The following is a 25,478-nucleotide window of genomic DNA, read 5'->3' as shown; positions in this document are numbered from 1 at the left end:
CATATACCTTCCTTTATTGGCTTGGAAGAAAATCAGGTTGATTTAGACACTCATTTTAAACTTTACAAGGATTATCCCAATTTATCGAGTTTCTAAAGAAGCGCTCTTTCACGTTCACACCCGAAGCGAGGCTGCTTACCGCCCTTCGTGCTCTTTTTTTGAAGATAGTCTTCGGCGGCGCGGATCTTTTTGCTTGATCACATACCGGTGCCACTGGAAGTGAAGGAGCTTAATCTGCAATGGTATGATCCAAGACCTGTTCGATGGTGCTAATCCCTTTTACAGCTTTGGCGAGGGCGTTTCTGCGCAGCGTCTTCATACCGCATTGCATAGCTGCTTTTTTGATTTCATGGCCCGAAGCACGGCGTAACACCAGCTCCTGCAGTTCCGGCCAGTTCAACATTACTTCAACAACCGCCACACGCCCTTTATAACCCGTATCCTTACATTTTGAACAGCCCTGACCGTGTACAAAATTTTCGTTTTCAATATAACTGAAAGGCTGATATTGCGCCCGTTTTAAGACATCGGGCGGGATGACAACAGAATGAGAACACTCGGTGCATACCCGTTTCATCAAACGCTGAGCGGCGGCGAGGGCAACAGAGGATTGGACAAGGAAGGGTTCTACGCCCATATCGATCAATCGGGGAAAGACGCCGGCCGCATCATTGGTATGTAGGGTGCTGAGCACCAGATGCCCGGTGAGGGCGGCTTTCACCGCCACGTCAGCTGTCTCACCATCACGGATCTCACCGACCATGACCACATCAGGGTCTTGCCGGAGTATCTGCCGCAATGCCTCCGCAAAAGTAAAGCCTATTCGCTGCTGCACCTGAACTTGGTTCACGCCAAACATCTCATATTCGATGGGATCTTCGACGGTCACCACATTGGTCGTTGTTTTGTTCAGCTTAAGGAGTGCGCTGTAGAGGGTCGTTGTTTTACCGCTTCCCGTGGGGCCCGTCATGAGAATCATACCATGGGGCATGGCGAGCGCTTCTGTAAAAGCATCCATAGGCTGCGGCTCAAAGCCGAGTTTTTCAAGATCAAGGGTCAGTGAACCTTGGTCCAACACACGGAGCACGACTTTTTCTCCGTATTTGGTGGGCAAAAAAGCGACACGGAAATCGATGTCACGATTGTCATAGCGCATGCGACTGCGCCCGTCTTGAGGGAGTCGATGTTCATCAATACGGCAACGTGATAATATTTTCAGCCGCGCGACCACATTGGGATGCAGCGTCTTGGGCGGCGACATGGCCTCTTCCAAAACACCATCAATACGGTAGCGAATACGAACGATCTTTTCGAAAGGTTCAATATGAATATCGCTGGCGCCGCGCTCCAAGGCTGTAAATAAAATAACCCGTACAAGACGTTTAACAGGTTCCTCGCCGGCGCCTGTTTCCAAGACAGAGAGATTTTCTACTTCGTCGTCATCGCTTTCAGCTTCCATCAAATCGGATGTCGCCGTATCGGTACTGCTCATAATTGTCTTGAGCAGATCCGCTGTTTTGCCGCCGCCGTAAAGGAGATCGATGGCTTCGCGCAGCTCGGAGATAATGCCCACAACAGGCTCAATTTCATAGCGTGTCACCATGCGGACATCGTCTATAGCCATGATGTTGAGGGGGTCCGCCATTGCCAGCGTCAGCGTGTTTCCGGTAATGGATACAGGCAACATTAAATACTGACGCGCCAAAGTCTCCGGTACTTGCGACAGTACCTCTTTAGAGATATTGCAATTTGCCACACGGATATGCGGAATGCCGAGGTTGTCAGAATAGGCGATAACCATATCCTCTTCATTAAGATAGCCCATGTTGACGAGGAGAAGCGGAAGGCTTTGCCCACTGGTACGATGCACTTCCATACATTCTTCCAGTTGGGCTTTGGTGATCAACCCCTCTTCCAGCAGCATGTCAGGAAGGCGTTTTTTATGCATTTTTATGGCCATTCAAATACTCCGAACTAAAGACAGCAACGTGCTCAAGACATTTCGAGCCGCATTTCTATTATATACAATGTTGGATGCGAAAAGTTAGATAGTCTCACGCATATCAAAATGATTGAGAATCTCTTGGGCTTCTTCTATGGTAACGGCCTTGTTTTGTAAGTGTGCATAAGCCATCACTTTGCGAAGAGCGCCAATCATCCGCCGCATGTCGTTGCCGGCGTGCAAAGCAACAAAGGAGACAATATCTTCCGGTAATTTCATTTTTGCGTACTGCAGCACTTGATTGAGTATGGCCAGCCGTGTTTCCAAATTGGGTGTTTTTAGTTCCGCCACAATACCGCCGGTGAGGCGAGACACCAAGCGTTGTTCGAGCATGGCAAGTTTGTGTGGGGGCTGATCGCCCACAACAATAGCTTGTCTACCCGCGAGTATTAATCCATTAAAAATATGATAGAATTCCTCTTGGGCGTCACTATGTCCGTCTAGAAATTGGATGTCATCTAAAATAAGAACATCCCACTGACAATAGTGATCCCGGAATACTGACACAGAATCATCTCGGAGGGCGCGATTGAATTTTTCTACGAAACGGCTCGCCGATAAATACCCGACGCGGCTGATGGTCTGATTTTTATTTTTGGCGGCGCGGGCGAGAATTTCGTTAGCAATAGCGCTGACTAAATGGGTTTTCCCCACACCTATCCCTCCATATAAGAAGAAAGGATTATATCCTCCTCCCGGCGCGGTTGCCACGGCTTGCGCCAATTTCACGGAAAAAGTGTTGGGCCTTCCAAAGAAGAAGTTTTGGAAGGTCAACATGCGTAAAGGATTGTCACTATCGAATACGGTACGTAAGCGTGCATCGGCTTCTTTAAATTCTTCTGATTGAGGATTTAAGCTTGGATTAAATGCACTTACAGAAGCGTAATTTCGTTGGGAAGTCCCTTTTTTTTCATCACGGTTCTTTGACTCGGCAACATAGCTTTCAATTAACCGGGCGCTCTGATGGACCGACTCAAGCGCTGCTTCTACCAAGTGGGTAAGCTGTTCTTGTTTTTCTTGCTGCGCCGCCCGTTCTTGTTCTAGAGAGCGGAGGATGGCATCAGCCAGTTTGCCTAATTCCTGTTGCTGCCCGTGATTTATGTTTGTAATGGACGATTGAAGACTTTCCACCAAAGATTGCGTTCGACTGTCAAGACTATTGTTTATGGCTTCATGCAGACGCTGCGCCATGGCTTCAATGTCAATAGGCGGCGGCAAGGCATCTAGCTGTTGGCGATACATACCGGATTGTTCTTGCATCATTTGAGACAGGTTTTCGAGACCTTGTCCCAATACAGTGCCAATGTTTTCGCGAAGCAGTTCTGCTAATTGCTGCGGATCGACCTCTTCTTTGTCGGCGGACCGTTCTTTTTCATCCAGTAATTGGCGCAATGTATCCCTCAGCGCTGCAGCCGATTCTTGGGCGGACTCGGAGAGGGTAAGGCGGAGTGACGCGATAAGTTCAGCACTGCCGGCAGTCTGTTCAGAGGCGCTTTCCACGGCTTTTAAGGCGGCGCCCAATTGCCCCGTTTGTTCGCCCATCATCTCGAGCAATCGCTTCAGAGGCTCGGCCAAGCTTTGATGTTCTTGCTCCAGTGCCTCGGTAAAGGCGTGTACGCTACTTTGCAGTGTCTGTTCCATTACAGCGGCGAGTTGTTCAGAAGCTGCGTTTCCCTCACCATGCTGTTCGGCCCGTGCTGCGGTCACAAGATTCACAGCATGATCAATGCTTTGTTGTACGGCTTCTGCCAGTTCACGAATACCAGATGAAAAAGCATCACTAGAAAGAGGCATACCGTAAATAGCGCGCGGAGGCGCCGTCTCAGGTTGTTCTTCTGACGCAGCCACAGGAATATCAGTTTTTCTCAACGCGGCGTCGTCATCGGCGGCATCTGATCGGGCTGCTCCGTCCTCCGGCGTCGATGTTGATTTTTTTGTTTTCGCTGTTGACTTTGTGTCGATCTCTTCGCCTGCAGCGGTTCGGGTCAATTCATCAATATTTAAATAGTCGTAGCGCTTATCTAAATCTTTGGGTTTTTTCAATACAACCTCGTAAACGCGCTGAAAGACATCTTGAAAATCCTGCCACTCGCAGAGCACGGGTTTAAGGCGCACATCGGGGCAATAGGATTGGGCTTGTTTGAGTGCCTCTGTGTCGAGCGGGTCCACCATGGCGAGGGTGAGGATACGCCCGAGCTTATCAACGGGAAGGATGCCAAATCTTTCGCAGACATCCTGTGGTATTTGCGCTAAGGCTTGGGAATCAATATTGTAATCGGACAGGCTGATCGTGTTCGGTCTATGGAGGCGCATAAGAAAGGCTAGGAGAACATTTTGTTCGAGAATACCCGAGTCAACGAGGATCTCGCCCAGCAACCCGCCCTTGCGATTTTGTTGTGCCAAAGCCTGTTTTATTTGGTCAGGGCGCAATCTCCCTTTTTCCACCAGAAACTCACCCAGCCGATTGCGTGATTGCGTACGTGTACTTTTTGAACCGAAACCAAGCATAGGTCATCCTGTAGGTTAAAGACTTCTTCGTTTATCAAAGAATAGAAGCCAATACTTAACCATTGTAACACGCTGAGAAAATATTGCACAACCTAAGTTCTGTTAGGAAAATGAAGGCGCAGGTGTGCGTGTCCTTAAAAGGTGAAGATCGGATTCTTTGCTGCGCTCAGCAAAGGAGCCGATGAAGGTATTTATGAGGATATTATGGGGATAAGCAGAGCTTATTCGATGAAGGGTCAAGAAATTGTACCTTATGGCGGGCACAGAAAGCAGGTTGTCGGAACTTTTGCGCATTGAAAATTATCCTGTTTTCTTGCCTTGGTTTTTTTTCGGTCCCTCCTTTAGTTTATGATTACTTTATTCATGCGGATGGAAACCGCTGAATGCACTTCTTAATCCTTATGTAAGATCAGGAGTATGAATTATGGCTTGGTTTGACATTCTTGTATTTTTCCTGTTTATCGGAAGCGTGATTACCTTTGCACTGTGGAGCAGCCGCCGCAAACAATCGACAGAAGATTATTTTTTGGCAGGTCGTTCTCTGGTCTGGCCCGTGATAGGATTTTCGCTGATCGCAGCGAATATCAACTCTGAACACTTTGTCGGCATGGCGGGCACAGCCTTTAAAGAAGGCGGCCCCGGTCTAGCCATTGGCAGCTATGAATGGATGGCCGCCGTCACGCTCGTGATTGTGGCTTGGGTTTTTCTGCCTAAATTCCTTTCTGCCGGAATCTATACGATGCCGCAATATCTCGAATTTCGTTTCGATTCCGGTACACGCACTATCATGGCCGCCTATCTTATGATTGCTTATGTCATCGTGCTTCTTGCCACGGTCTTATTCAGCGGCGCTATCGCCCTATGTAACGTATTGAACTTGCCGGAATTATTTATGAACCGTTTCGGTATGGAAGCGGAGGCAGCGCGAACGTGGTCTATGATCGCGTCTATTTGGTTCATTGGTATTATCGGCGGTGCCTACACGGCTTACGGCGGCTTATCTGCCGTGGTTTGGGCAGACTTAATCCAAGGTTCAGCGCTGCTCATCGGCGCCGGGGTCACCGGCTATTTTGCATTACGCTTTTTAGGGAGCGGCAATATGTTCGAGGGCTGGAAAAGCTTTACAGAAGGCAGCGCCGACAAGCTGCATATGGTTCGGTCTTGGAATGATCCGGATGTGCCGTGGCTCGCCGTCTTTTTTGGCGGTCTATGGATTCCCAACCTGTTCTATTGGGGTTTGAACCAATTCATCACGCAGCGGACCCTTGCCGCAAAAAATCTTGCTGAAGGTCAAAAAGGTATTCTCTTTGCGGCCTGTTTGAAACTTCTCATTCCTTTTTTGATCGTAATGCCCGGCATTATGGCCTATCAAATTTATGGTAATGTACTGGCCCGTCCTGAAGAGGCATATCCCCATCTGATGAAGGTCTTGCTTCCCATCGGTTTTCGCGGCGCTGTGTTTGCGGCCCTTGCCGGCGCTATTATCAGCACCGTTAATTCAGGCTTGAATTCGGCGGCAACCATTTTTACCATTGATCTTTACAGCAAATATGTGGATCCGGAAATCAGTTCCCATAAAGAAATGGTGATCGGCCGTATTTCAACGGTGATCATCGTGATTATCGCGTGTCTGTGGGCACCGCTGATCGATTTCTTCCCCGGTGTGTTTCCCTATATTCAAGAAATTTGGGGCTTCATCTCACCCGGTATCGTGGCAGCTTTCCTAGGCGGATTAATTTTCAAGTTTGCACCGCCTTTGGCGGGAAAAGGCGCGCTCATTCTGGGACCCCTGCTCTATGCCCTGGTCCGTGTGCCGGGCTGGATTATCAAGGCAGTCTATGTTGATGCTGAAGGCATTGTGCAACCTCCCGCGGGCGCGCTTAATCTCGTCTATCGTTTCAGCGATCTCGCTTTTCTCCATCACATGGCGATTATCTTTTTGATCCTCTTCGCGTTTGTTGCTCTGGTCAGCCTCCTGAAGCCTATGGCGGCACCGGTGACCATGCCCAAATCAGAAGTGGACGTTACTCCCGATCCGAAAGTGTATTGGTTGGGCAGCGGGGTTATCCTTGCCACGATCATCCTTTATTACATTTGGTATTAACAGCAACAACGCGCCAAGGTATTATCTTTTGGCTTTAAAAAAGGATTTGCTTATACTATAGATACGTATTGATTCGACGGTCAACGCGTCGGTATGACATGGTGTGCATGCTTCTCTTTGCCTAGTTGCAGCAGCAATAACACACCTTAATACAGGAGATTTTTGGAATGGCAACATTCATTTATTCCGGGCGCATGGCTTCCGGGGCGAAAAAAGATGGCGCATTGGTAGCCGATAACCGTGAAACTGCCTTGCGGCAATTGGCCGCCATGGGTATTGAAGCGGACAAATTGATTGAAAAGAAGACGATTTTTTCAAAAACAACGTCTTCCCTGAACCGGCGTGTCAAAGCGGCGGATCTGATGGTCTTCACGCGACAATTATCAACCATTGTCAGTTCCGGTCTCCCCCTCATGCAAGGTCTTGATATTCTTGCCGAACAAACAGAGAATAAAAACTTTTGCGCTATCATTGACGCGGTGGCGCAAAACGTTGAAGCGGGCGAAACCTTTTCCGAGACACTGCGCAAATACCCGCGCGCCTTTCCCGAACTGTACACGCATATGGTGCGCGCGGGCGAAGCGAGCGGTGATTTGGATGGCGTGTTGCTTCAATTGGCTGACTATCTGGAAGCTTCAGAAGAGCTCAAACGCAGAATCCGTTCTGCCATGACGTATCCCGTAGTCGCCTTTTCCATGATTTTGCTGATTGCAGCCGGACTGGTCGTCTTTGTGGTTCCCCAATTTGCTGAAATTTTCAATTCCTTTGGGGCGAAGCTTCCTGCTCCCACAGCACTCCTGATTCAAATAAGCAACTTTTTACGACAATGGTATTCTTTGGGAATCATTGCCGCTTCCGTTGTCTGCGCCGTGTTTGCTATCAGGATTTACGGAAAGACTCCATCAGGACGCTACAATTTGGACTCAGCCAAATTGCGTCTGCCCGTTTTCGGTAATCTGCTGCGCAAGGTTGCGATCAGCCGTGCCACCCGTACGTTGAGCACCTTGATTAAAAGCGGTGTCGCCATATTGCAAGCCATGGACATTGTGGAACGAACGGCGGGCAATGAGGTTTATTCCAAAGCGATCCGTGAAGCGGGAGAGGCGATCCGCAACGGCAATACTTTGGCAGACCCCCTGATGCAATCGGGCGCTTTCCCCGCCATGGTCACACGCATGATTGGTATTGGTGAAAAGACCGGCGCTTTAGAAGGCATGCTGATTAAGATTGCAGACTTCTATGATTCCGAAGTGAAGGCAACTGTGGATGCGCTGACCAGTCTGATCGAACCGCTTTTGATCGCCGTGATGGGTATTGTGGTGGGTGGTATTGTGATCGCCCTCTTTATGCCTATTTTGCAACTGCCCCAAATTATCAATCAATAGCGCCCTTTTACAGAAATTGTCAGGCAGCGGGAAAGAAATATGACTTGCGAAGCAACCGCATATGCACGTGCGGGATTACTCGGCAACCCTTCAGACGGCTATTTTGGCAAGACCATCAGTGTTCTTGTGCGCAATTTTGCCGCGAAAGTGACGCTCTATGAGAATCCTGAACTGGAGATTGTCCCAAGTTTTCAGGATCGGATGCGCTATAACAGCATGTGCGATCTTGCGCGTGACGTAAAAAATAATGGCTATTACGGCGGTATTCGCTTGATGAAGGCTTCTATCCGCAAATTTCACGAATATTGTCGGCACCACCAAATTGAGCTTGCAGACCGCAATTTTTCGATTCGTTACCGCTCTACGATTCCGCGGCGATTGGGCTTGGCAGGATCCAGCGCTTTGGTCACTGCGACCATGCGCTGCCTCATGGAATTTTATGATATTGAGATTTCACGGGAACAGCTTCCCAATTTAATCTTGAGCGTAGAAACGGAAGAGCTCGGCATTACGGCAGGCCTACAAGATCGGGTGATCCAGGTTTATGAAGGCGTGGTCTATATGGATTTCAACCGTGATCTTATGGAACGCCGCGGCTATGGTGAATATGAAGCTCTGGACGAATCGCTTCTGCCTCCCTTATTTATTGCCTATCGTGAGGATTTAGGGGAAGGCTCGGAGGTTATTCATCAGACCGTGCGCGAACGTTGGCTTGAGGGCGATATAGAAGTCCACCGTGCCATGGAGGATTTCGCCAGCTATGCGGCATTAGGGCGGGAATTACTGCTTGGCGGTCGTGCTTCGGAAATTGGCGCACTTATGGACAAGAATTTTGCACGACGCTGTTCCATATTTAAGGTTTCCCCGGAGAATCTCGACATGGTGCGCCGCGCTAAAGAAGCGGGAGCTCATGCGAAATTGGCAGGCTCGGGCGGTGCCATCATCGGCACTTATGACAATGAAGAAACCTATACACGGCTGGAAGACAGCATGCGCGAGGGCGGCATTCGCATTTTCAAGCCCCAGATTCTTGCGGAGCTGCTATGAGTACGCTCTATGTCGTGGGAACGCCCATCGGCAATCTGGAAGATTTATCTTCCCGCGCCATTCGTATACTCGGCGAGGTGGACGCCATCGCTTGTGAAGATACACGGGTCACCCGCAAGATTTATGAGCGCTTTCAAATCCCGTCGCCGAAGACACGCTTCTCCTGCCATGAACATAATGAACAACAAGCATCACGGCGTATATTGGGGTTGTTGGATGAAGGGCTGCAGGTGGCACTGGTCACCGACGGGGGGATGCCGGGCATCAGCGATCCGGGATATCACACGATCAATCTGTGCCGAGAACAGGGTCATGACATCCAGATTATCCCGGGGCCGAGTGCGCCTGTCACCGCTCTCGTGATGTCGGGTTTATCCGGGGCTAGCTTTACTTTTAAAGGCTTCCCGCCGCGCAAGTCCGGGCGTAGGAAACGCTTTCTCGAAATGGAAAAGGAGCTGCCCCACACCTTAATTTTCTTTGAGTCGCCCTTTCGGATTCAAGCCTTCTTGGAGGATGCCGTAGAAGTGCTGGGCGATCGTTTGGCGGCACTGTGCATCGAAATAAGCAAACAATTTGAACGTACCCACCGCGGCTATTTATCAGAGCTGGTCGCGATGCTCGAAGAGAGCGGTCCCCCTCGCGGAGAAATCACCGTAGTCATTGCTGGCAACAATCCGAAATTTATGAGCGGACAAGAAGAAGATGCCGGGACGGAACGGGGGATGCCGCGCTTTCCCTGACCGAGGAACAAACGCGTTGATCTCCGGCTACACTTTTCATAATCAAGGAAAAACTATGAATATACATCTTATAGAGGGCGATGCGGGTTGCCGCTTTGCTGTGGAACATCAAGGAATTGCTGTTATTGTGGATGCCTTGCGCGCAAGCGCCACCGCGGCGGCGCTCCTGGATGGGGGCGCGGAAAGGCTCTGTGTGGTGGGCGAAGTGAAAGAAGCCTTTGCCTTGAAAGAGCTTTGGCCCGATGCATTGCTCTTCGGCGAGCGGGGCGGTCTTCCTCCCGCCGGCTTCGATTATGGAAACAGTCCTCAAGATGCACAGGCCGCTAAAGGAAAACGGGTGATCTTCACGACCACTACGGGCGCGGGTCGGCTCGTGGCGGCAAAGGATGCCTCCCAAGCAATCATGGCGTCGGTGGTCAATACAGCGGCACTTGTTCGGTATCTCAAAGACCGTGGTGAAAAGGATCTGGTCATCATCCCTGCCGGCTTAATGGGTGATCCTCATTTCGACGGGTTAGAAGATTGGACCGGGGCGGCATGGATTGCGGCACAGGTCTATGAAGCGGGTGACCATCAATGGGGCGAAGGCTACGACGCCTATAAGCGCATTAAAACCCGCATCGACCGTGAAGGGGTGGCGGCGTTATTCTCACGGTCACCTCATGCCGATAAGCTGCGTGCCGTAAACTTGGAAGCGGATATAGAGCGCTGTGCCCGTATCGACTGTTATCACAGTGTGCCCCTCGCCACAGAACAGATTTCAACGGGGCTGCTGCTTCAGGATGCTTTGGCGTAGCAGCGCCCGCAACGCCGTCTTTCTTTATCGTATGGTGTAGGCAAAAACGTCTGACGAACACTGAAGTATTAATTGTTCGTCTTCCTGTTTAAAGTGTTCTTCTTTTATAGAACCGTCTATCATTTCAGCGTGTACGACAGATGGCGCAGCCGGCGCAAATGGAAGTTGTTTGAGATCCAAGATGAGTTCGAAATCCGGCTCCTCGGGCAAGAGCGTCACGACCAAGCTGTCCTGATGGGGAGCAATGCGACAGGCTCCGTTGGTAATCACGCCGCCGAAATCAACGGGAATACGAAGGGGATTCATTCTTGCCATAAGGGGATTTTCTTCGGGTTCGGGCGGCGTTAATAGGAGAGCGTTCACCTTATCATCCTCCCCGTCAAGGGTGACCTGTCCCAAGTATACGGCCGCCTCATCACGATAAGAGTTTTTCAAGTAGCGTCGCGCCACGCCCGGCTTCCACAGGCCTGCAAACAAACGGAAGCTATCGCCCTTTTGATACGCCTCGGGTATCGTGCCTTGTCCGATCGTCTGTATAGTTCCATTCCACGCTTGGGTAGGCAGGTCCGATTGATGATCGGCTTGAAATAGAATATTGCCGTCATCATCTAGAAAATGTACAAAGACACGTAGGTCTTCAGACGCCTTACCCTCCGCCAGCCATTGCAGCTGAATCTCAAAATTACAATCTTCCCGCAGCTTCAGCTCAGCGCCTGTCAAGGAAATGGGCAAGGGCGCCGGTATCGGTCTACGCGCATTGACGTACCATCCGCCATCAGATTTGCTCCATTCCACAAAGGTGTCTCCTTTGCGTTCGATGGCACATTGCACTTGCGGCGTCTTTGCGAAAAAACCGTATTGCGGCAATAGAGCCGCTTCAGTTTCCCATTCATCTTTGCCGCGGTTCACCCAGACCTTGCCGTCCTCTTCCCAGCCCAGCTCTTGCCGATGTATATCTCCCTCATGGAAAGTTAGCGTTTCCATTTGTTTCAAAGCCAAACTGCGCATAAGGTCATTGAGCAACCAGTATTTCCGAACTACGTTCCGGCTGAATATGGTGTTTGCCATGCCGGGGCGCCCGGTCATGACTTCCGTCGATAGGTAATCATCGCTGTATATGCCGTGTAAGGCCGAAGACAGTCCGCCGCGGTAGCGACCATCATAGCCGGCGCCGTGCAGGATAAAACGGTCGTGGTACGCCATATCGCTCCACGGGATACGCTCCGCATCAGCACAACGAATATTCCACACGGTCCAGCTCATTGTTTCGGGCGGATAATCGACGCGCAAATGGTTTGCTTGGGCGCCGTCGAGGCTGCCGATCAAAAGATCATGACCACTTTCCGATATTTGTGGGGCATTGTTTCCCAGTGTCTCCCGTATCCACTCAAAGCTATGCGCCCAATCGTCTCGTTGTTGGCAGCGGCTTTCAAAGCCGCCTTCCCGTGTCCAGGCGTCGAAGGGTCCCATGCTTGACCACACGTCGATGAAATAGGCGGTGGGCTTCACATGATCACGGAGGCTCACTATGGTCTCTTCCAGATAAGGTCGGTAGGCTCCGGCACGCCAACGGAATGCCTGGGCTTGACGGCCTTCATTGAGCCACGCCCAGAGGGGCTGTCCATTTTTGTTGAAGAGCAATTTATCGTAAGAAAAACTCGGCGCGTCGGGATAATAATCGGTGTAATTGTCGTGGGGCGCGAAGAGAATATCATTTTCTTCGCATAGGGCAGAGAGCGCGATAAACTCATCCAAGCTTCCCAGAAGCGGATTAGGCGGATAAATCTCGGGCAGTCGATAATCATACCCCCAGCGCTGCCAGTTGTGCCACACAAGCACGCTATTGGTCAAGCCATAGCGGGCGGCATTGCTTATGGCTTGCGCCGCATGATCATAGCGGCCGCCCCAAACATCGAAAACAAATCTGCCTGCAAGACGGGGCACACCCGGCGCTGCCGTCACATTGTTGATCTTGCGCCAGATGCGCACACCCTGCCAGACATCCTCTGCAGGGATCACAATAAAGGTAGGCGCAATGGGACTGTGCATACTATAGATATGGGCTTGCGGCAGCACCTCAAGTTTAGACGGCGGCGCGGTAACAGCTTGTACGAGAGAGAAGCTATTTATGAAGTCCATGCCGACAAAAGAGGTGGCGAGTTGATGCCCGTCAAAAGGCATGGTAAAGGCTTCGGGCTCTTCAATCACATTGCCCAAACCGGCATAAATGCGGTGAAGCCCATTGCTCCAAGGTCCGAGACAGGCGTCTTCAATCACCACCTTTCGCCATGGCTTTGGCGGGCTTTCGTTCTCCAGTGAAAAGGATGCGCGAAGATGGGAGCCCTCTTCCAAGCGTACTTCGCCGATGAGATCGAAGAAATTATCGGGGCCGCGGAAATGGTGAATCTGACGATAGACGCCCGGACGGCTGTCATCTTCCACGCTCTCAAGGGTAAAGATCCCGCCTTCTTCTTCAAGGGGCGTATCTAAGACCGTAACAGAAAAGCCATCAAAGGCAAGGGTAGTATTTTCTCGGTTAAAAACAACACGGCTATCGAGCAGACCCCGCGACCCCGGCAGTAATTCCACTTCACAGGCGGCGGCATCTGTCATGATACGGCCCAGAACAAAGGGCGTACATTGGGGATCGGGTCCCGAAACCTTGGGTGTTCCAACGACCAACGAGGGGGCGCCCCACAGGGCACGGTCGCAGGTGGTGTCTTTATTGGGGCCGGGGTGGGTCTCCAATTGCAGCCTCATGGATTCGCCTGCATAGGCGGACAAATCAACTCTAATGGGCTCCCAAGTTAAGGTATCGGTGAAGCGCTCAAAGAGCAGGGTCCCTGTTTCTACCTCGGAATCATCAAAAGGCGCAGCGTAAACACGGAATAGGACGCCGTCGGAGGGAGGCTCACCGGGGTTGACGGGCTGCAACGCGAGAAATGCCGTGAAGGTAATGGGTTGCGCCTGTGGCAATTGCAATGGGAATTCGATGAAGAGGGAGCCTTTACGCCCTTGATTCCAAGGCGGATGTACCCCAAGGGCAGGGTGGAGTTCAGGCATTGCCTTTTTCCCCTCAACAATCAGATGAGCTAACGTAAGGGGATCGCTGCCGCGCCAGCCCACAGGCAAATATCGCGGCGCTTCGCCGAAGACGTCAACGCGCGCACGATGACGAGGTAGTTGCGCCAGTGAGAAGCGGCTGTTCTCCGTTAAGGTCAGGGGTTCCCAAAGGTGTGCAGTTTCTGCCAACGGCAGCGGGGGCACATCGGTACGCACGAGCAATACGGGATGAACGACGATCTTTTCTCCGTCCTCTTTATATTCGGCATAGGCATGAATAGGATACCACGCGTTCAATGTTCCTTTATCAGGTACAACCCGGAAGGGGAAAGCTTCCTCGGCGCGGGGATTGATTGTGAAGCTACCGGTCGGAAGGTGCGCAGTCCATTGGTCGATAACCTCCACACGCAGGGATCCGGTAATACTTTTGTCTCCCAAATTTTTTAGAATGAGCGTACAGGCTAACGGGTCGGCTGCTGTATCAATCTTGGCGGGGCCTTCAATACGCAGTTGCAGAGAACCGGCTTCGTCTATAGGCTCATTAAAAGCAAAAGCATTGGCGACCATGACACTTACGATTAGACAAAGGGCTAGAAAACGCATAGACAATCCTTTCCCAACACGGAGCCGATCCCACAGTCAGGCTTAATTCGCCTGATCCCCTTTGTTGCGGTGTTCAGCGCCTTTATACTCGATATGACAACATCCCGGACACAAGGGAAATAATCCTGTTCGGCAGGCACGCCTAAATCCGCGCGCCTTTTTATCGTTCCATATTACCTTGAGCGGCTGCTCACGGACATTGCCGATTTTCATGAGCCAACAGGGATATACATCGCCTGTTCTTCCTATAAAAACGGTGTTCCACGGATTACGGCAACGGTAGTCCTTAACGTCTACCTGATCACTATAATATCGCAACAACTCCTCTCTGGGCATGCGAGGCATACGCAATTCCACTCCATGGCGCTGCGCTTCCCGGTCTGTTTCTTCGAGGGCTTGCCGCAAGTCGTCATAAGGGATGCGGGGCCAGTCCACATCTTCAGCCCGCCACTTTCCGGGTGAGACATCCCCCAGTCCGGGCAAGTCATGCATGCGCGTCTCCGTAACGAGATTAAGCACGTCACCGCCGAGTTCGGCTGTGATACGGGGCATCTGGGGAAGTACATCCACGTTGCGCGCCTGAATGACCGTCGTAATATGAATGTAGGGACAGTTCTTTTTTGCTGCGGAACGGTATTGTTGCAACTCTTGTAAACCTGCGGCGGCTTTGCTGAAAGCTCCTTTTCTGCGCCGAATCTCATCGTGGAAATCTGGCGGTCCTTCAAGCGACACACCGATGAAATTCAGTCCCCGTCCTCCGGCGCGTTTCGGTGCCAGTTGAACAAAGCGCTGCGCCATTGCTTCATCCAGCAATACGGCGTTGGATACAAGGTGGGTGCGTGTGCGTCGGGAAGCATATTCGAGCAATTCCGGAAAATCTTTGCGCAGAAGCGGTTCACCTCCGGTAAAGGTCAAAAAACTGAAGCGGCCCGTTTGATCAATGACCCTTTTCCATTCTTCCGTCGTCAATTCGCCTGCGTCCTGTTCCGCCAAGGCGACGCCTTCCAAAAAGGTACTGTATTGGCACATCATGCAGCGGAGATTACAGCGGCGGGTCAGTTCTAAGAAATAATGCCATGGGGGGAAAGCCCTGCCCGAACGCGATAGTCGGTAGGGCGCTTCACTATATAAGGTCTGTATAGCATCATAGGACCATTGCATCCGCCAACGGTGATTAATAGCCATAGCAACTCCATAGAGGACGGCTTGCCTCATTTTGGAAGGGTTGAGATATCATCCTAAAAGATCCATATTAGAAGGAAACATTTCGTCGTGCAGCGGTATTTCATGGCGGTGGGGCGGTGGTTCCGTATCATAATTTACGTTGACCATGACAAGCCCATGGGCAGGCGCGCACATGCCGAGAAAAGGCCCGCCGCGCAGCAGGGATTCGGTAATAAAATCCGCTCCAAAGCGGCCGCGCGCTATCTCGACCAAGGTGCCTGCGAGGTTGCGCACCATTCTGTATAAGAAGCCGTTGCCCCTTAGTTTCATGCTATACACGCCCTCCATGGCGGGAGCAACCATCAAACCGCCGGGGGCAAAGTCAGCGCTGAAAATGGTGCGTACCGTGTTTTTCATCTGGTTGCCCGCACTTTGGAATCCGGCAAAATCATGAGTGCCGACCACCTGACTGAGGCACTGTTTCAACAAATCCAAATCGGGCGTACCGGGCATATGCCAGGCATAGCGCGCAAGCAGAGGATCCGGAAAACGGTTGAAGTCAAAGGTGTAGTGATAACTTTTGTCCACTGCGTCAAAGCGTGCGTTAAAGTCGGGTGCCGCCTGCTCTATGGACTCAATGCGTATCTCCGGCTTGAGCATGCGGGATAGGGCATGGGCGAGCCGCTGCGGCGGCGTGCCGCGCCAACGGCAGGAAAAGACCTGGCCTAAGGCATGGACACCGGCGTCGGTTCGGCCTGCGCCTTGAATTGTGACCGCCCTATTGGCTATTTTCGATAAAGCTGCCTCAATTTCGCCCTGTACAGTGCGTTGATTATCCTGCCGCTGCCAACCCGAAAAATTGGTTCCATCATAACGAACGGTGCATTTTAAAGTGGTGGGATTCATAAACTTCATTTTATCGTATCGGGGCAGAAGGATACGAATTGCGCACAGATAATAGGACACAATAACAAAGTACCATAACTCCCAGCTCCCGCTCCCTGTTCCTCACTCCTTCTTATAGATGAGCTGGCCCCTTTAATCATTCTGTTGATCTGGGTCGGAATGGGCTCCTTGCTCTTCCAAAACAACGGGGCACGCCACAGCATGACCAGGCGCACAATCCATGAGTTCAGGGCGTCGCACGGCACAGGCGGGAACTGCGATCGGACAGCGGGGATGAAAAGGGCAGCCGGGCGGCGGGTCAATGGGTGAGGGCGGTTCACCTTGCGTTGCCGTGGTCGGTTGCTCTTGTTTTTCCACGGGTACGGGTAGCGGTATGGCAGCAAGCAGCGCTTGTGTATAGGGATGACGGGGTTCCTTGAAAAGCGCTTCGGCAGATCCGATCTCAACGATGCGGCCCAGATACATAACTGCAATGCGCTGCGCAACATGCTTTACCACGCTGAGATCATGGGAGATAAAGAGCATGGCAAGGGAAGATTCCCGTTGCAGTTTGGTAAACAAATTGATAATCTGCGCTTGAATTGATACGTCAAGAGCGGAGACAGGTTCATCGGCGATCAATAGTTGGGGATGCAGCGCCAAAGCACGTGCGATGGCGATGCGCTGCCGTTGTCCGCCGGAGAATTCATGGGGATATTTACGTACATAAGAAGGTGCCAAGCCGACCCGGTCCATGAGGGCGGTCACTTCGTCGGCCAGTTGCGAACCGCCAAGCTTTCGGTGAACGTGGAGCGGTTCGGCGATGGTTTCGAAGACAGACATGCGCGGGTTCAAGGAGGCATAAGGATCCTGAAAGATCATCTGCACACGGGAACGGAGCAAGCGCAATGTGGCGGCGTTAGAGGCGCTCACCTCTTGTCCTTCAATATAGATATGGCCGCTGTGAATCTTTTCCAAGGCGGTGAGAGCACGAGCAAGGGTTGATTTTCCGCAGCCGGACTCACCCACAACGCCCAAGACTTCGCCTTTGTTGAGCCATAAGGACAGCCCATCTACAGCTTTTAACCATTGCTTGGGCCGGGTATTCCAAAAATGGAAGCCCTGTTTTATGGGAAACCAAACCTTCAGAGAATCCACACATAGAAGCGCATCGAGACGGGGACAGGACGTCATGGCATCATCTCCGACAGTTCGCCGCGCTGTACCCGCAAACAAGCGGTGCTGTGGTCTGCCGCTCCGCAGAGTGTTAATATACAGGGCAGGTTGAAACAATCATCGATGGCATAGGCACAGCGGGGAGCGAAGGGGCAGGCGCTCCCATAGGCGCCGCGTTCGGGCGGCAACCCGGGTATGGTATACAAATCCTGTCCCGCCTTCCCCGTTCCCGGCAAAGACTGCATCAAGGCGCAGGTGTAGGGGTGGAGCGGTGTTTTAAAAAGAGCACCAACCGGAGCCGCTTCAAGGATACGTCCTGCATACATGACCAGCACACGCTCACAAAAACCGGCAACGACACCCATATCATGGGTGATTAAGACGACGGTCATGTCGAATTCTGCGCGCAGTTTTTTTAACAAGCTCAGTATCTGGGCTTGTACTGTTACATCCAGCGCAGTGGTGGGTTCGTCGGCAATGAGCAGTGTGGGCCGTGCAATCAGTGCCATAGCAATGACAATACGTTGACGCATTCCACCTGAAAATTCGTGAGGATATTGGTTCATCCGTGCTGCACTGTCCGCGATACCCACGGCACTTAGCATAGCACGGGCACGATCCTTTGCCTCGGCACGGCTGCATAGACCATGAGCAAGGAGCGGTTCCATTACTTGAATGCCCACCTTCATATAGGGATTGAGGGCGGTCATGGGATCCTGAAAAACAAGGCCTATATCTTTGCCGCGGATTTGCGATAAGTGGGCGCTATGGGCTGTGAGCAGATCAACCCCTTTAAAAAGCGCGGTGCCCGATTGAATCTGTGCAGGCGGTTTGGGCAGCAGTCCCAACACGCCATGAAAAGTGACCGATTTGCCGCAGCCTGATTCACCGACAATACCCAAGCTTTCTCGGCGGTTTACAGAAAAGTCGATACCGTCCACGGCGTGCGTAATCCCGTCGCGCATATGAAACCAGATCCGTAACGCTTTCACTTCTAACAGAGGCATGGAGACTCCATCCATAACGCTACTCTTTCGCCATGCGTGGATCCAACGCATCCCGCAATCCGTCGCCCAATGCATTCAACGCGAATAAGGTCAATGTAAAGAGGAATCCGGGAAAAAGCAACAGCCACGGATACTCTTCCATGGTCTCGACACCCTCACGGATCAACAATCCCCAAGAGCTCATGGGCGGCTGCACGCCTAATCCTAAAAAACTGAGAAAGGCTTCCAGCAACATGACGCGGGGCACCGTCAAGGTCGCATAAATAATAATGGGGCCGAGCATGTTCGGAATGACGTGACGAAAGAGGATGCGGGCGCGGCTGAAGCCCATAACCACAGCAGCTTGTACAAATTCAGACTTGCGCAGAGACAAGGTTTGGCCGCGGGCAATGCGCGCCGTTGTCAGCCATTCCACGGCACCGATGGCTACGAAAAGAAAGATGAAATTACGCCCGAAGAATACCATGAGAATGATGACAAAGACGGTGAAGGGCAGTGCGTAAAGAATATCGACCAAGCGCATCATGACCATATCAGTGCGGCCGCCGGCATAGCCCGATAATGCGCCGTATACGATACCGATCAATACGGAAACAAGTGTGGCAATGAAGCCTACCCCTAATGAAACACGGCCGCCGTACACAAGGCGGGTGAGCAGATCACGCCCCAATATATCCGTTCCCAGCCAGTGCTGTGGTGAGGGTGAAGAAGCGCCTAAAGCCGTGTCTTGTGTCTCGTAGCCATAAGGCGTAATCCAAGGCACGATGACAGTGAGCAATACGACAACAGCGAGCAGAACGATACCTGCCAAGGCGAGGCGGTTAGCGCGCAAGCGCCGCCATAACTCCATCCACAAGGAAACACCTTGTTCTATTTCAGGCGCGCGTTTCAGCACAGTTTCTTTGTCTCTTTTGTGTGGCTTGATCCAAGCCAATTTTATTTCCACCACTTGATGGTACGCAAGGCGGCTCCCTCAGCAACACAATCAAGGGAAAAGGCGAAGGCTCCGTAATGTTTCGCACCCTTGACCAAGATCGTATTTTTGCCGGGTTTTAAGCTAATGGTCATTGCATGGCGAACAATAGGATCAGACTGGGCTTGCTTCTTGTATTCATAGATAAGCGTCTGATTTAGCCAGATCCGGGTATCATTTTGCAGCCCCAGATGCAAAACTGCTTCGACACGGCGATCAGCGTTGATCTCCGTATAGGCATAGGCAAGGGCATGATCATATTTTGGATAGGAGGCGTGTACAGGCGTCAATGCCTGCTGAAAGTCCAACAGATTGTCTTGATCCGTCCGTGTGTACCAGCTGCGCCAGCGCACCGGCTGATACCAGCCTTCATACGCTGCGTTAAAGTCGATGCCTTCTTCAGGGGGGTAGACGGTATTCAATCCGCCGTTCAGCACCCAGTTGGGGAATTCACCGATCACCATCCAGCGGCGCACCACCCGATGATGTTGTCCGTGCATCCATTCAACCGCTTTGGGTTCGGGCTGCAGGGGCACGTTGGACGGCACGCTCCGTCGTCCGAAATGATTTAAGAGATTGACAAAGAGATGTCCCGCCGCCGGATCTTTTCCGAGCCCTTCAAGTATGCGTAAATGGGTCATGACAATACGGCCGGCGCCGTAAGTGTGCACTAGAATATTTGTGCGCCACCAGTCTTCGCCTTGTTGGGCGTCTGTATCGTCGGTGATGGGCGGCGCATGAAAAGCGCCGCGAATATCTTCGTCGCCCGCTTCTAGAAAGCTTTTGTCGGGCACGATAGCGGCATAGGGCTGTCCCATGAGACAGCGCGACGGTAATTTGTCGAAGACGGGATGCAATTTAGCGTAATGATAGACAGATGTGTCGCCGCCGATCACCTCTTTCGCCGTGGCATTAAGGCCCTCAGCAAACCATGGCGCGAGATCATTCCAATCTTCTGGCGGTCTAAAAAAGATGGCAATGGCGCCGTCCTTCACTTGTGCCATAATCTGCGCCAATTCATTATCGGGATAGGCGCGTATGGTATTGGCAAGGGGCGGAATGATATGAACGGGAGCCAAAAGATTGGCGGTCTTGGCAAAGCTGCGCAGCACGGCGCCGTATTCGTTTTCCGGGTCTAGAAGATGAATATTGACATCAGAAGCTGCGCATTTTTCAAATACATAAAAACTCTCGGTATGCTCTGCCAAGAGCGTCATATCCTCCGCCATAAAACGGGCTACAAAACGATGTTGTCCCGGCGTACTGGAAGCTGTAACCGTTCCCGACCACAACTCATGATAATTACGGGGCACCTTGAGCGTGCGTTTTTTCTTCCACAAGGTCTGGTTGGTAGGACCAATCACCTGTAAGGTAAGCCACACCGTTCCGCTAAAGCCATTTTCATTGCATAACCTAATTTGTACGTCACATTGTTCACGCAGACCCAGATTCATTTTGGAAAGATTAATGATCGGCCGTAACGAAGCCTGCACCTTGGCAAAATGTTTCACGGCAGTATCAGGCGTCTCTTCCTTCTCTGCTCCGTCGTCGGGCGATGAGGACGCGCCTTCTGTCATCCCAAGATAACAATAGCCTGCAAGTTTTGGATTCGACAATATGGCGTCGATTTGAATAGCAGCTGCTTCCGTTTGCAGTTGCCGCGCCGCATCACAGAAGCCGAAGAAATCACCAAAAAGTCGGTCGAGCCCACGGGTTTTAAATCCTTCCAAACAGGATTTCCAGTGCTGCCAGTCGGGAGAAGCAGATTCAGAGTGATCTGCGTCGTCATCGGTTCCTTCGAGGATAACGGGCCAGTCTGTGGGGGTAGCAAAACCGAAGGCGCTGACAAAAGCAAGGCGTGAGGGAATGCCGTGGTTCGCGAAATAATCGCGAATTAAGATATCGGAAGGAGCGCGTTGGTACAGACAAAGTGCATCATAGGGCATGATGTCGGAGTGATAGGGACGGATCAAGTACGAGGAACCCCAGCGCACTTCGCCGCCGTGATGCCCAAAGATAAGACGGGAAGGATCCAAAAGGCGCGCCTCTGTACACAGTGTTTCCGCGGCATTACGCAGCGCCTCATCAGTGAGTGCTTCCGATGTGCCCGCTTCTGTGCGAACGCCCCAAATAGCGACCGCCGGATGCTGACATCGGCTTTGAATCAGATTTCTTAAGCCTTGAGTATAGGGCTCGGTGCTTCCGTCCCATGGACCATGAACCTGACAAGAATATTCGACATACAATAACATGCCGAGTTCATCGGCAAGATCAAAAATACAAGGGGGAAGCGGCAGATCGGTCAAATGGAGCATGTTGAAGCCCGCCGCTTTCGCGCGGTTCATATCATGACGTACGAGCGATACCTGATCGGCAGGGGAAAAGCGTGTGGGACAGGGCGGTCGATAGTGAAGGGCACGCAGTAAAAACGGACGGTGGTTGAGATGAAAGCGGTGATCCTTCACACCGAATTCGAACATGCCGAAGCGCGTTTGCCTTTGATCTAATACCTGCTGTTCCAACAATAAAGTTACGGACAGTGTATAGAGATGGGGCTGTTTCGGACTCCAACGGTCAAAATGATTGAGGGGTATTGAAATTTTCCCCGGTCTGCCGGAGGCGGCATAATCAGTTCCCTCAATCTTCAGAAGAATTTCGGCGTCTTCCATCTCTTCGGAAAGCGCCACGTTGACCACAACACGTCTGCGCCGCAGATCAGGCTGCACTTGTAAGGTCGTAATACAAAACCGAGGCTGCGCCAAAAGATAAACCGCGCCCATAAGCCCCCAACGCACAGCTGCTCCGCCTTTGCCTATCGTAGGATAGAGCGATTGGATTGCCAACAGTCTTTCATCGTGTTGTTCCGGCGGCGCCACGCGCATGACCAATTCATTGTGTTCTTTACACAGCGCATTGTCTAGGCTAAAGTGCAAGGGACCGCCGTCGCCTGCAACGGTGGATAAGGCGGCACCATTCAGCCATAGATGCACATTACCGCGCAGCGCATCTATCTGTAATTCCAAATATTTTTCCGAAAAGGATTTGTCCAGATCAAAGCGATGGCAATACCAGTAGGGCGCCGCAGCTGCCGATTTGTCTGCGTGTCCGATGAAGGGACTGCATTTCGGTTGCGCCTTTTCGTCAGGGTAGCTTTCAAACCAGCCTTTTGCTATGCCTTCGTCTTGAGGATCAACGACGACCAGCCACGGCTCTTTTAGATTCAACTTTTCACGGGAAGATGACATATTCGACCTTTACGCTTTACCGTCTCTACACACACATCAATTTTGATTGTCCGGTATCAAAAGCGTGACTATTCCAGCATTTCGCCTCCTTGATCAAGATTATCCTTGGTAAAAAAGCGGGAAGGAAGTACCACATTTTTAGGCACGGATTCGCCTTGAAGAATCGTGAGGGCATATTGCACCGCCTCGGCGCCGCCTGTGGGATATTCAAAAGTTACATCCAATATACCCTGCTCCACATAGGCGAGCCCTTCTTGCGGCAACCCATCAATACCAACAAAGCGGATTTCCTTTTCACGATTTGCCGCCTTGGCAGCCAGATAAGCGCCGTAAGCGCCGGGATCATTGTGCGCGTAGACCAGATCGATTTCGGGAAATCGGGTGAGCGCTGATTCCATTTCACTTTGTGCGTTGGGTTGGAGCCACCGCATATCTGCTTCAAAAATAATATCGATGTCACTGTCTTTGATGCCTTCGCGAAAACCGGCATGACGATCTTGGCCCGGGATGCTGGTCATAAGTCCTTTTAATTCGACAACTTTTCCGTGACCTTGAAGTTCTTCTTTGATCCAGCGCCCGGCAGCTTCCCCTATTTTCACGTTATCGGCACCAATGAACATGGTGAAGTTTTCGCCGAGTACGGCGCGATCCAAAACGATGACAGGAATACCTTTGCTATAGGCTTCCTCTACAGGACCGGTAAGGGGTGCCGCTTCCAAGGGACTGACAATGATCAAATCCACACCTTGGCTGATAAATTCACGCACGTGATTTTGTTGTATGGAAGTCTGATTCTGCGCATCCTTGAAAATGACGCGCAGCTCAGCATGTTTTTTAGCTTCGGCTGCAATGTCGCTGTTCATTTGCACACGCCACGGTTCTCCCAGATTGCATTGGCTCATGCCTATAGTGAATTTTCGAGGACCCGCGGCATCGGTAGAAGCTTTGTCTGAATCGGACTTGGAACAAGCCGCCACAACTAGGCCAACAATAGCCATCACAACAAAGAGGGCGCTCATCGCAGCATATTTTTTCATTCTGGCATTCCTCATCTCGGTTTCTTTAATTCTTTAATACGGTTATAGGCTTCATTCACAGCACGCATGGTGTCTTCGTCGCCGCCCAAGTCAGGATGGTGCCGCTTGGCTTTCGCGCGATAGGCCTTTTCAATTTCTTCCCACCGTGCTGAAGGGGATAGCCCCAAAATGCGATAGCACATATCCGTATCCTGAGCGGAACGGGATTGGCGGGGCGGTTCCTGCACATAGTCGCCGCGCAATTCACGGAGTGCGCGGATCACTACGGGCCATAAGCCGGTCCAGCTCAAGACCACAATGATGATGATAATGATTAAAAACTCTTGGATTCCGGGCATGGTGGATTTTACCGTCGCTTAACGAAAAAGATTTTTATTCTTCTTTGTTTTTATAAAAAATGTTGTTCACAGCGTCACGGAGACGTTCTGTCATCGTTGCATTACTGTAACGCCAACTATTATACCGAGGAATGGCGTTCATTAACAGCCAACCTGTAATCATGCCGCCAAAATGGGTCGCCACCGAGACATCCGAATTCCCCGAACCGGCGGTCATCAAGTTAAAAATAACAACCAAAATGACGAGCCATACTGCCGTGATGGGGATAGGCAGCGGAAACAAGAAAAACTTGCGTTGCGGATCAACCACAACAAAAGCGACCATGACCCCCATCACCGCGCCGCTCGCGCCAATGACATGCGCCATGGGCGCGCCAAGGAGGGCAGGCAGTACCGATGCTAAAACACCTAGCACACCGCAGATAATGTAGAAGCCGATAAATTGACGGGTACCGAGCAGCCGTTCTACATCAGGACCGAAGACAAAGAGCCACAACATATTCATAAACAAGTGCATGATCCCGCCATGCAAAAACTGATAGGTTATGGGTGTCCACAGAAATCCGCGAATAAACGTGGGCGGATAAAATCCAAAAAAATCTAGAAGCTGATAATCGCTACAATAAAACAGTATGGGATCCGCAATTAACCCAAACATAAATAAGGCGGCATTCGCCAGAATAAGCCGCTGAACACCCATGGTGATTCTGGGAAATTGCAGGGTCATCCGCGGTTGTGAATAGTAGTGTTGTTCCATAAATCCTTGATCGTCGTACCCTGTTGGACAGTGCACCATTCAACTACAGGAAAAGAATGGTAAACGGTACTCGCTTCTGCCTTTATTGTACAACAAAGAACTGAAAAGCCAAAAGTTGGAGCGCCGCGCCCTATTTTTCATGAAGAGCGCAGCACGCTAAGAAGCTGCATCTTATAGAATGAACCGCCCCCGGGGCGCACCCATTCCGGCGTTGACATTTCGTGCTCGGAACTAATCAGGTGCCCTTGATAATCCGTAAAATTAAAAAACCAGACTGTCGCCCTTCAAGGAGGGGTGCAGATGCGAGGCAGTTTTGGAAAGAACTTGCCCTTTTCAAATAGCAATAACGTATAAGCGCCCTGGATTATGGGAAAGGTAAATCTTCATGAATAGCTGGTCTTCGCCTGCAATTATCAACCACTCGAACCAATAGTATCGTGCTTATTATCAAAAAAAGTATTGTTGCGATTAATAACAGCAAAGCAATAAAGGGCGCATACCACTTTATAAAAGCATCTGATCTTTTCAAGAGGAAGTTTATTTTTTGTTTATATTTAGGTTGATTGGCTTCAAGATTCACCGATTCAAGTAAACGTACGATGAGATCATACTTATATTCGGTCGGTTCATAAAAATCAAGAGCATTCT

Annotated in this window: 17 protein-coding genes; 5 read left to right on the top strand and 12 right to left on the bottom strand. The window is 51.2% G+C overall.

Features of this window, described 5'->3' with window-relative positions:
- Positions 1-229: 229 nt before the first annotated feature.
- Together tadA and GX117_01390 are read right to left on the bottom strand one after the other, a co-directional pair.
- Positions 230-1,960, bottom strand: a complete 1,731-nt coding sequence (tadA, locus tag GX117_01395) for a Flp pilus assembly complex ATPase component TadA (GenBank protein ID NLO31999.1) — start codon at positions 1,958-1,960, stop codon at positions 230-232.
- An 84-nt stretch (positions 1,961-2,044) separates the two neighbouring features.
- A complete protein-coding gene (locus GX117_01390) occupies positions 2,045-4,510 on the bottom strand; it encodes an ATP-binding protein (GenBank protein ID NLO31998.1) in 2,466 nt (821 codons plus the stop codon).
- Between the two features lie 424 nt (positions 4,511-4,934).
- Between GX117_01390 and GX117_01385 the strand changes: the two genes are divergently transcribed.
- The 5 genes from GX117_01385 to GX117_01365 all read left to right on the top strand — a co-directional run bounded on the left by GX117_01385 (position 4,935) and on the right by GX117_01365 (position 10,582).
- Positions 4,935-6,614 carry a solute:sodium symporter family transporter gene (locus GX117_01385; protein NLO31997.1) on the top strand — a complete coding sequence of 560 codons (1,680 nt, stop codon included), beginning with the start codon at positions 4,935-4,937 and terminating at the stop codon, positions 6,612-6,614.
- Positions 6,615-6,781: 167 nt separating this feature from the next.
- Complete coding sequence (locus tag GX117_01380) at positions 6,782-7,999, top strand: type II secretion system F family protein (protein NLO31996.1); 1,218 nt, start codon at positions 6,782-6,784, stop codon at positions 7,997-7,999.
- A 39-nt stretch (positions 8,000-8,038) separates the two neighbouring features.
- Positions 8,039-9,046 carry a GHMP kinase gene (locus tag GX117_01375; GenBank protein ID NLO31995.1) on the top strand — a complete coding sequence of 336 codons (1,008 nt, stop codon included), beginning with the start codon at positions 8,039-8,041 and terminating at the stop codon, positions 9,044-9,046.
- Positions 9,043-9,786, top strand: coding sequence for a 16S rRNA (cytidine(1402)-2'-O)-methyltransferase (rsmI, locus tag GX117_01370; GenBank protein NLO31994.1), 744 nt, complete (start codon positions 9,043-9,045; stop codon positions 9,784-9,786). Before GX117_01375 ends, rsmI begins: the two co-directional genes overlap by 4 nt.
- A gap of 55 nt (positions 9,787-9,841) precedes the next feature.
- Entirely contained in the window at positions 9,842-10,582 is a 741-nt protein-coding gene (locus GX117_01365) for a 2-phosphosulfolactate phosphatase (GenBank protein ID NLO31993.1), read from the top strand.
- 24 nt (positions 10,583-10,606) lie between these two features.
- On the opposite strand, the gene GX117_01360 is transcribed toward GX117_01365, so the two are convergent.
- From GX117_01360 to GX117_01315, 10 genes are all read right to left on the bottom strand, one after another.
- Positions 10,607-14,248, bottom strand: a complete 3,642-nt coding sequence (locus GX117_01360) for a hypothetical protein (GenBank protein ID NLO31992.1) — start codon at positions 14,246-14,248, stop codon at positions 10,607-10,609.
- A gap of 42 nt (positions 14,249-14,290) precedes the next feature.
- Positions 14,291-15,433, bottom strand: coding sequence for a radical SAM protein (locus GX117_01355; GenBank protein NLO31991.1), 1,143 nt, complete (start codon positions 15,431-15,433; stop codon positions 14,291-14,293).
- A gap of 48 nt (positions 15,434-15,481) precedes the next feature.
- A complete protein-coding gene (truA, locus tag GX117_01350; protein ID NLO31990.1) occupies positions 15,482-16,318 on the bottom strand; it encodes a tRNA pseudouridine(38-40) synthase TruA in 837 nt (278 codons plus the stop codon).
- Between the two features lie 132 nt (positions 16,319-16,450).
- Positions 16,451-17,491 carry an ATP-binding cassette domain-containing protein gene (locus GX117_01345; protein NLO31989.1) on the bottom strand — a complete coding sequence of 347 codons (1,041 nt, stop codon included), beginning with the start codon at positions 17,489-17,491 and terminating at the stop codon, positions 16,451-16,453.
- Entirely contained in the window at positions 17,488-18,480 is a 993-nt protein-coding gene (locus GX117_01340; protein ID NLO31988.1) for an ABC transporter ATP-binding protein, read from the bottom strand. The genes GX117_01345 and GX117_01340 overlap by 4 nt, the downstream gene beginning before the upstream one ends.
- Positions 18,481-18,499: 19 nt before the next feature.
- Positions 18,500-19,330: an ABC transporter permease gene (locus tag GX117_01335; protein NLO31987.1), complete on the bottom strand. Its 831-nt coding sequence runs from the start codon at positions 19,328-19,330 to the stop codon at positions 18,500-18,502.
- A gap of 86 nt (positions 19,331-19,416) precedes the next feature.
- Entirely contained in the window at positions 19,417-22,698 is a 3,282-nt protein-coding gene (locus GX117_01330; GenBank protein ID NLO31986.1) for a hypothetical protein, read from the bottom strand.
- Between the two features lie 68 nt (positions 22,699-22,766).
- Positions 22,767-23,717: a substrate-binding domain-containing protein gene (locus GX117_01325; protein NLO31985.1), complete on the bottom strand. Its 951-nt coding sequence runs from the start codon at positions 23,715-23,717 to the stop codon at positions 22,767-22,769.
- A 29-nt stretch (positions 23,718-23,746) separates the two neighbouring features.
- Positions 23,747-24,073, bottom strand: a complete 327-nt coding sequence (locus GX117_01320; GenBank protein ID NLO31984.1) for a J domain-containing protein — start codon at positions 24,071-24,073, stop codon at positions 23,747-23,749.
- Positions 24,074-24,107: 34 nt separating this feature from the next.
- A complete protein-coding gene (locus tag GX117_01315; GenBank protein ID NLO31983.1) occupies positions 24,108-24,830 on the bottom strand; it encodes a rhomboid family intramembrane serine protease in 723 nt (240 codons plus the stop codon).
- Positions 24,831-25,478 lie beyond the last annotated feature (648 nt).

The organism is Candidatus Hydrogenedentota bacterium, assembly GCA_012523015.1.
Taxonomy (GTDB): domain Bacteria; phylum Hydrogenedentota; class Hydrogenedentia; order Hydrogenedentales; family CAITNO01; genus JAAYBJ01.
The sequence above is the reverse complement of the archived record's forward strand: the minus strand, read 5'-3'. Positions and strand labels throughout refer to the sequence as shown.

Excerpts from the sequence above, each read along its gene's own strand:
- GX117_01380 (NLO31996.1), top strand. The coding sequence starts at position 6,782 with ATGGCAACATTCATTTATTCCGGGCGCATGGCTTCCGGGGCGAAAAAA.
- GX117_01320 (NLO31984.1), bottom strand. The coding sequence starts at position 24,073 with ATGCCCGGAATCCAAGAGTTTTTAATCATTATCATCATCATTGTGGTC.
- GX117_01390 (NLO31998.1), bottom strand. The coding sequence starts at position 4,510 with ATGCTTGGTTTCGGTTCAAAAAGTACACGTACGCAATCACGCAATCGG.
- GX117_01375 (NLO31995.1), top strand. The coding sequence starts at position 8,039 with ATGACTTGCGAAGCAACCGCATATGCACGTGCGGGATTACTCGGCAAC.
- rsmI (NLO31994.1), top strand. The coding sequence starts at position 9,043 with ATGAGTACGCTCTATGTCGTGGGAACGCCCATCGGCAATCTGGAAGAT.
- GX117_01355 (NLO31991.1), bottom strand. The coding sequence starts at position 15,433 with ATGGCTATTAATCACCGTTGGCGGATGCAATGGTCCTATGATGCTATA.
- truA (NLO31990.1), bottom strand. The coding sequence starts at position 16,318 with ATGAATCCCACCACTTTAAAATGCACCGTTCGTTATGATGGAACCAAT.
- GX117_01325 (NLO31985.1), bottom strand. The coding sequence starts at position 23,717 with ATGAGCGCCCTCTTTGTTGTGATGGCTATTGTTGGCCTAGTTGTGGCG.
- GX117_01365 (NLO31993.1), top strand. The coding sequence starts at position 9,842 with ATGAATATACATCTTATAGAGGGCGATGCGGGTTGCCGCTTTGCTGTG.
- GX117_01340 (NLO31988.1), bottom strand. The coding sequence starts at position 18,480 with ATGCCTCTGTTAGAAGTGAAAGCGTTACGGATCTGGTTTCATATGCGC.
- tadA (NLO31999.1), bottom strand. The coding sequence starts at position 1,960 with ATGGCCATAAAAATGCATAAAAAACGCCTTCCTGACATGCTGCTGGAA.
- GX117_01385 (NLO31997.1), top strand. The coding sequence starts at position 4,935 with ATGGCTTGGTTTGACATTCTTGTATTTTTCCTGTTTATCGGAAGCGTG.
- GX117_01315 (NLO31983.1), bottom strand. The coding sequence starts at position 24,830 with ATGGAACAACACTACTATTCACAACCGCGGATGACCCTGCAATTTCCC.
- GX117_01360 (NLO31992.1), bottom strand. The coding sequence starts at position 14,248 with ATGCGTTTTCTAGCCCTTTGTCTAATCGTAAGTGTCATGGTCGCCAAT.
- GX117_01330 (NLO31986.1), bottom strand. The coding sequence starts at position 22,698 with ATGTCATCTTCCCGTGAAAAGTTGAATCTAAAAGAGCCGTGGCTGGTC.
- GX117_01345 (NLO31989.1), bottom strand. The coding sequence starts at position 17,491 with ATGACGTCCTGTCCCCGTCTCGATGCGCTTCTATGTGTGGATTCTCTG.
- GX117_01335 (NLO31987.1), bottom strand. The coding sequence starts at position 19,330 with ATGGAGTTATGGCGGCGCTTGCGCGCTAACCGCCTCGCCTTGGCAGGT.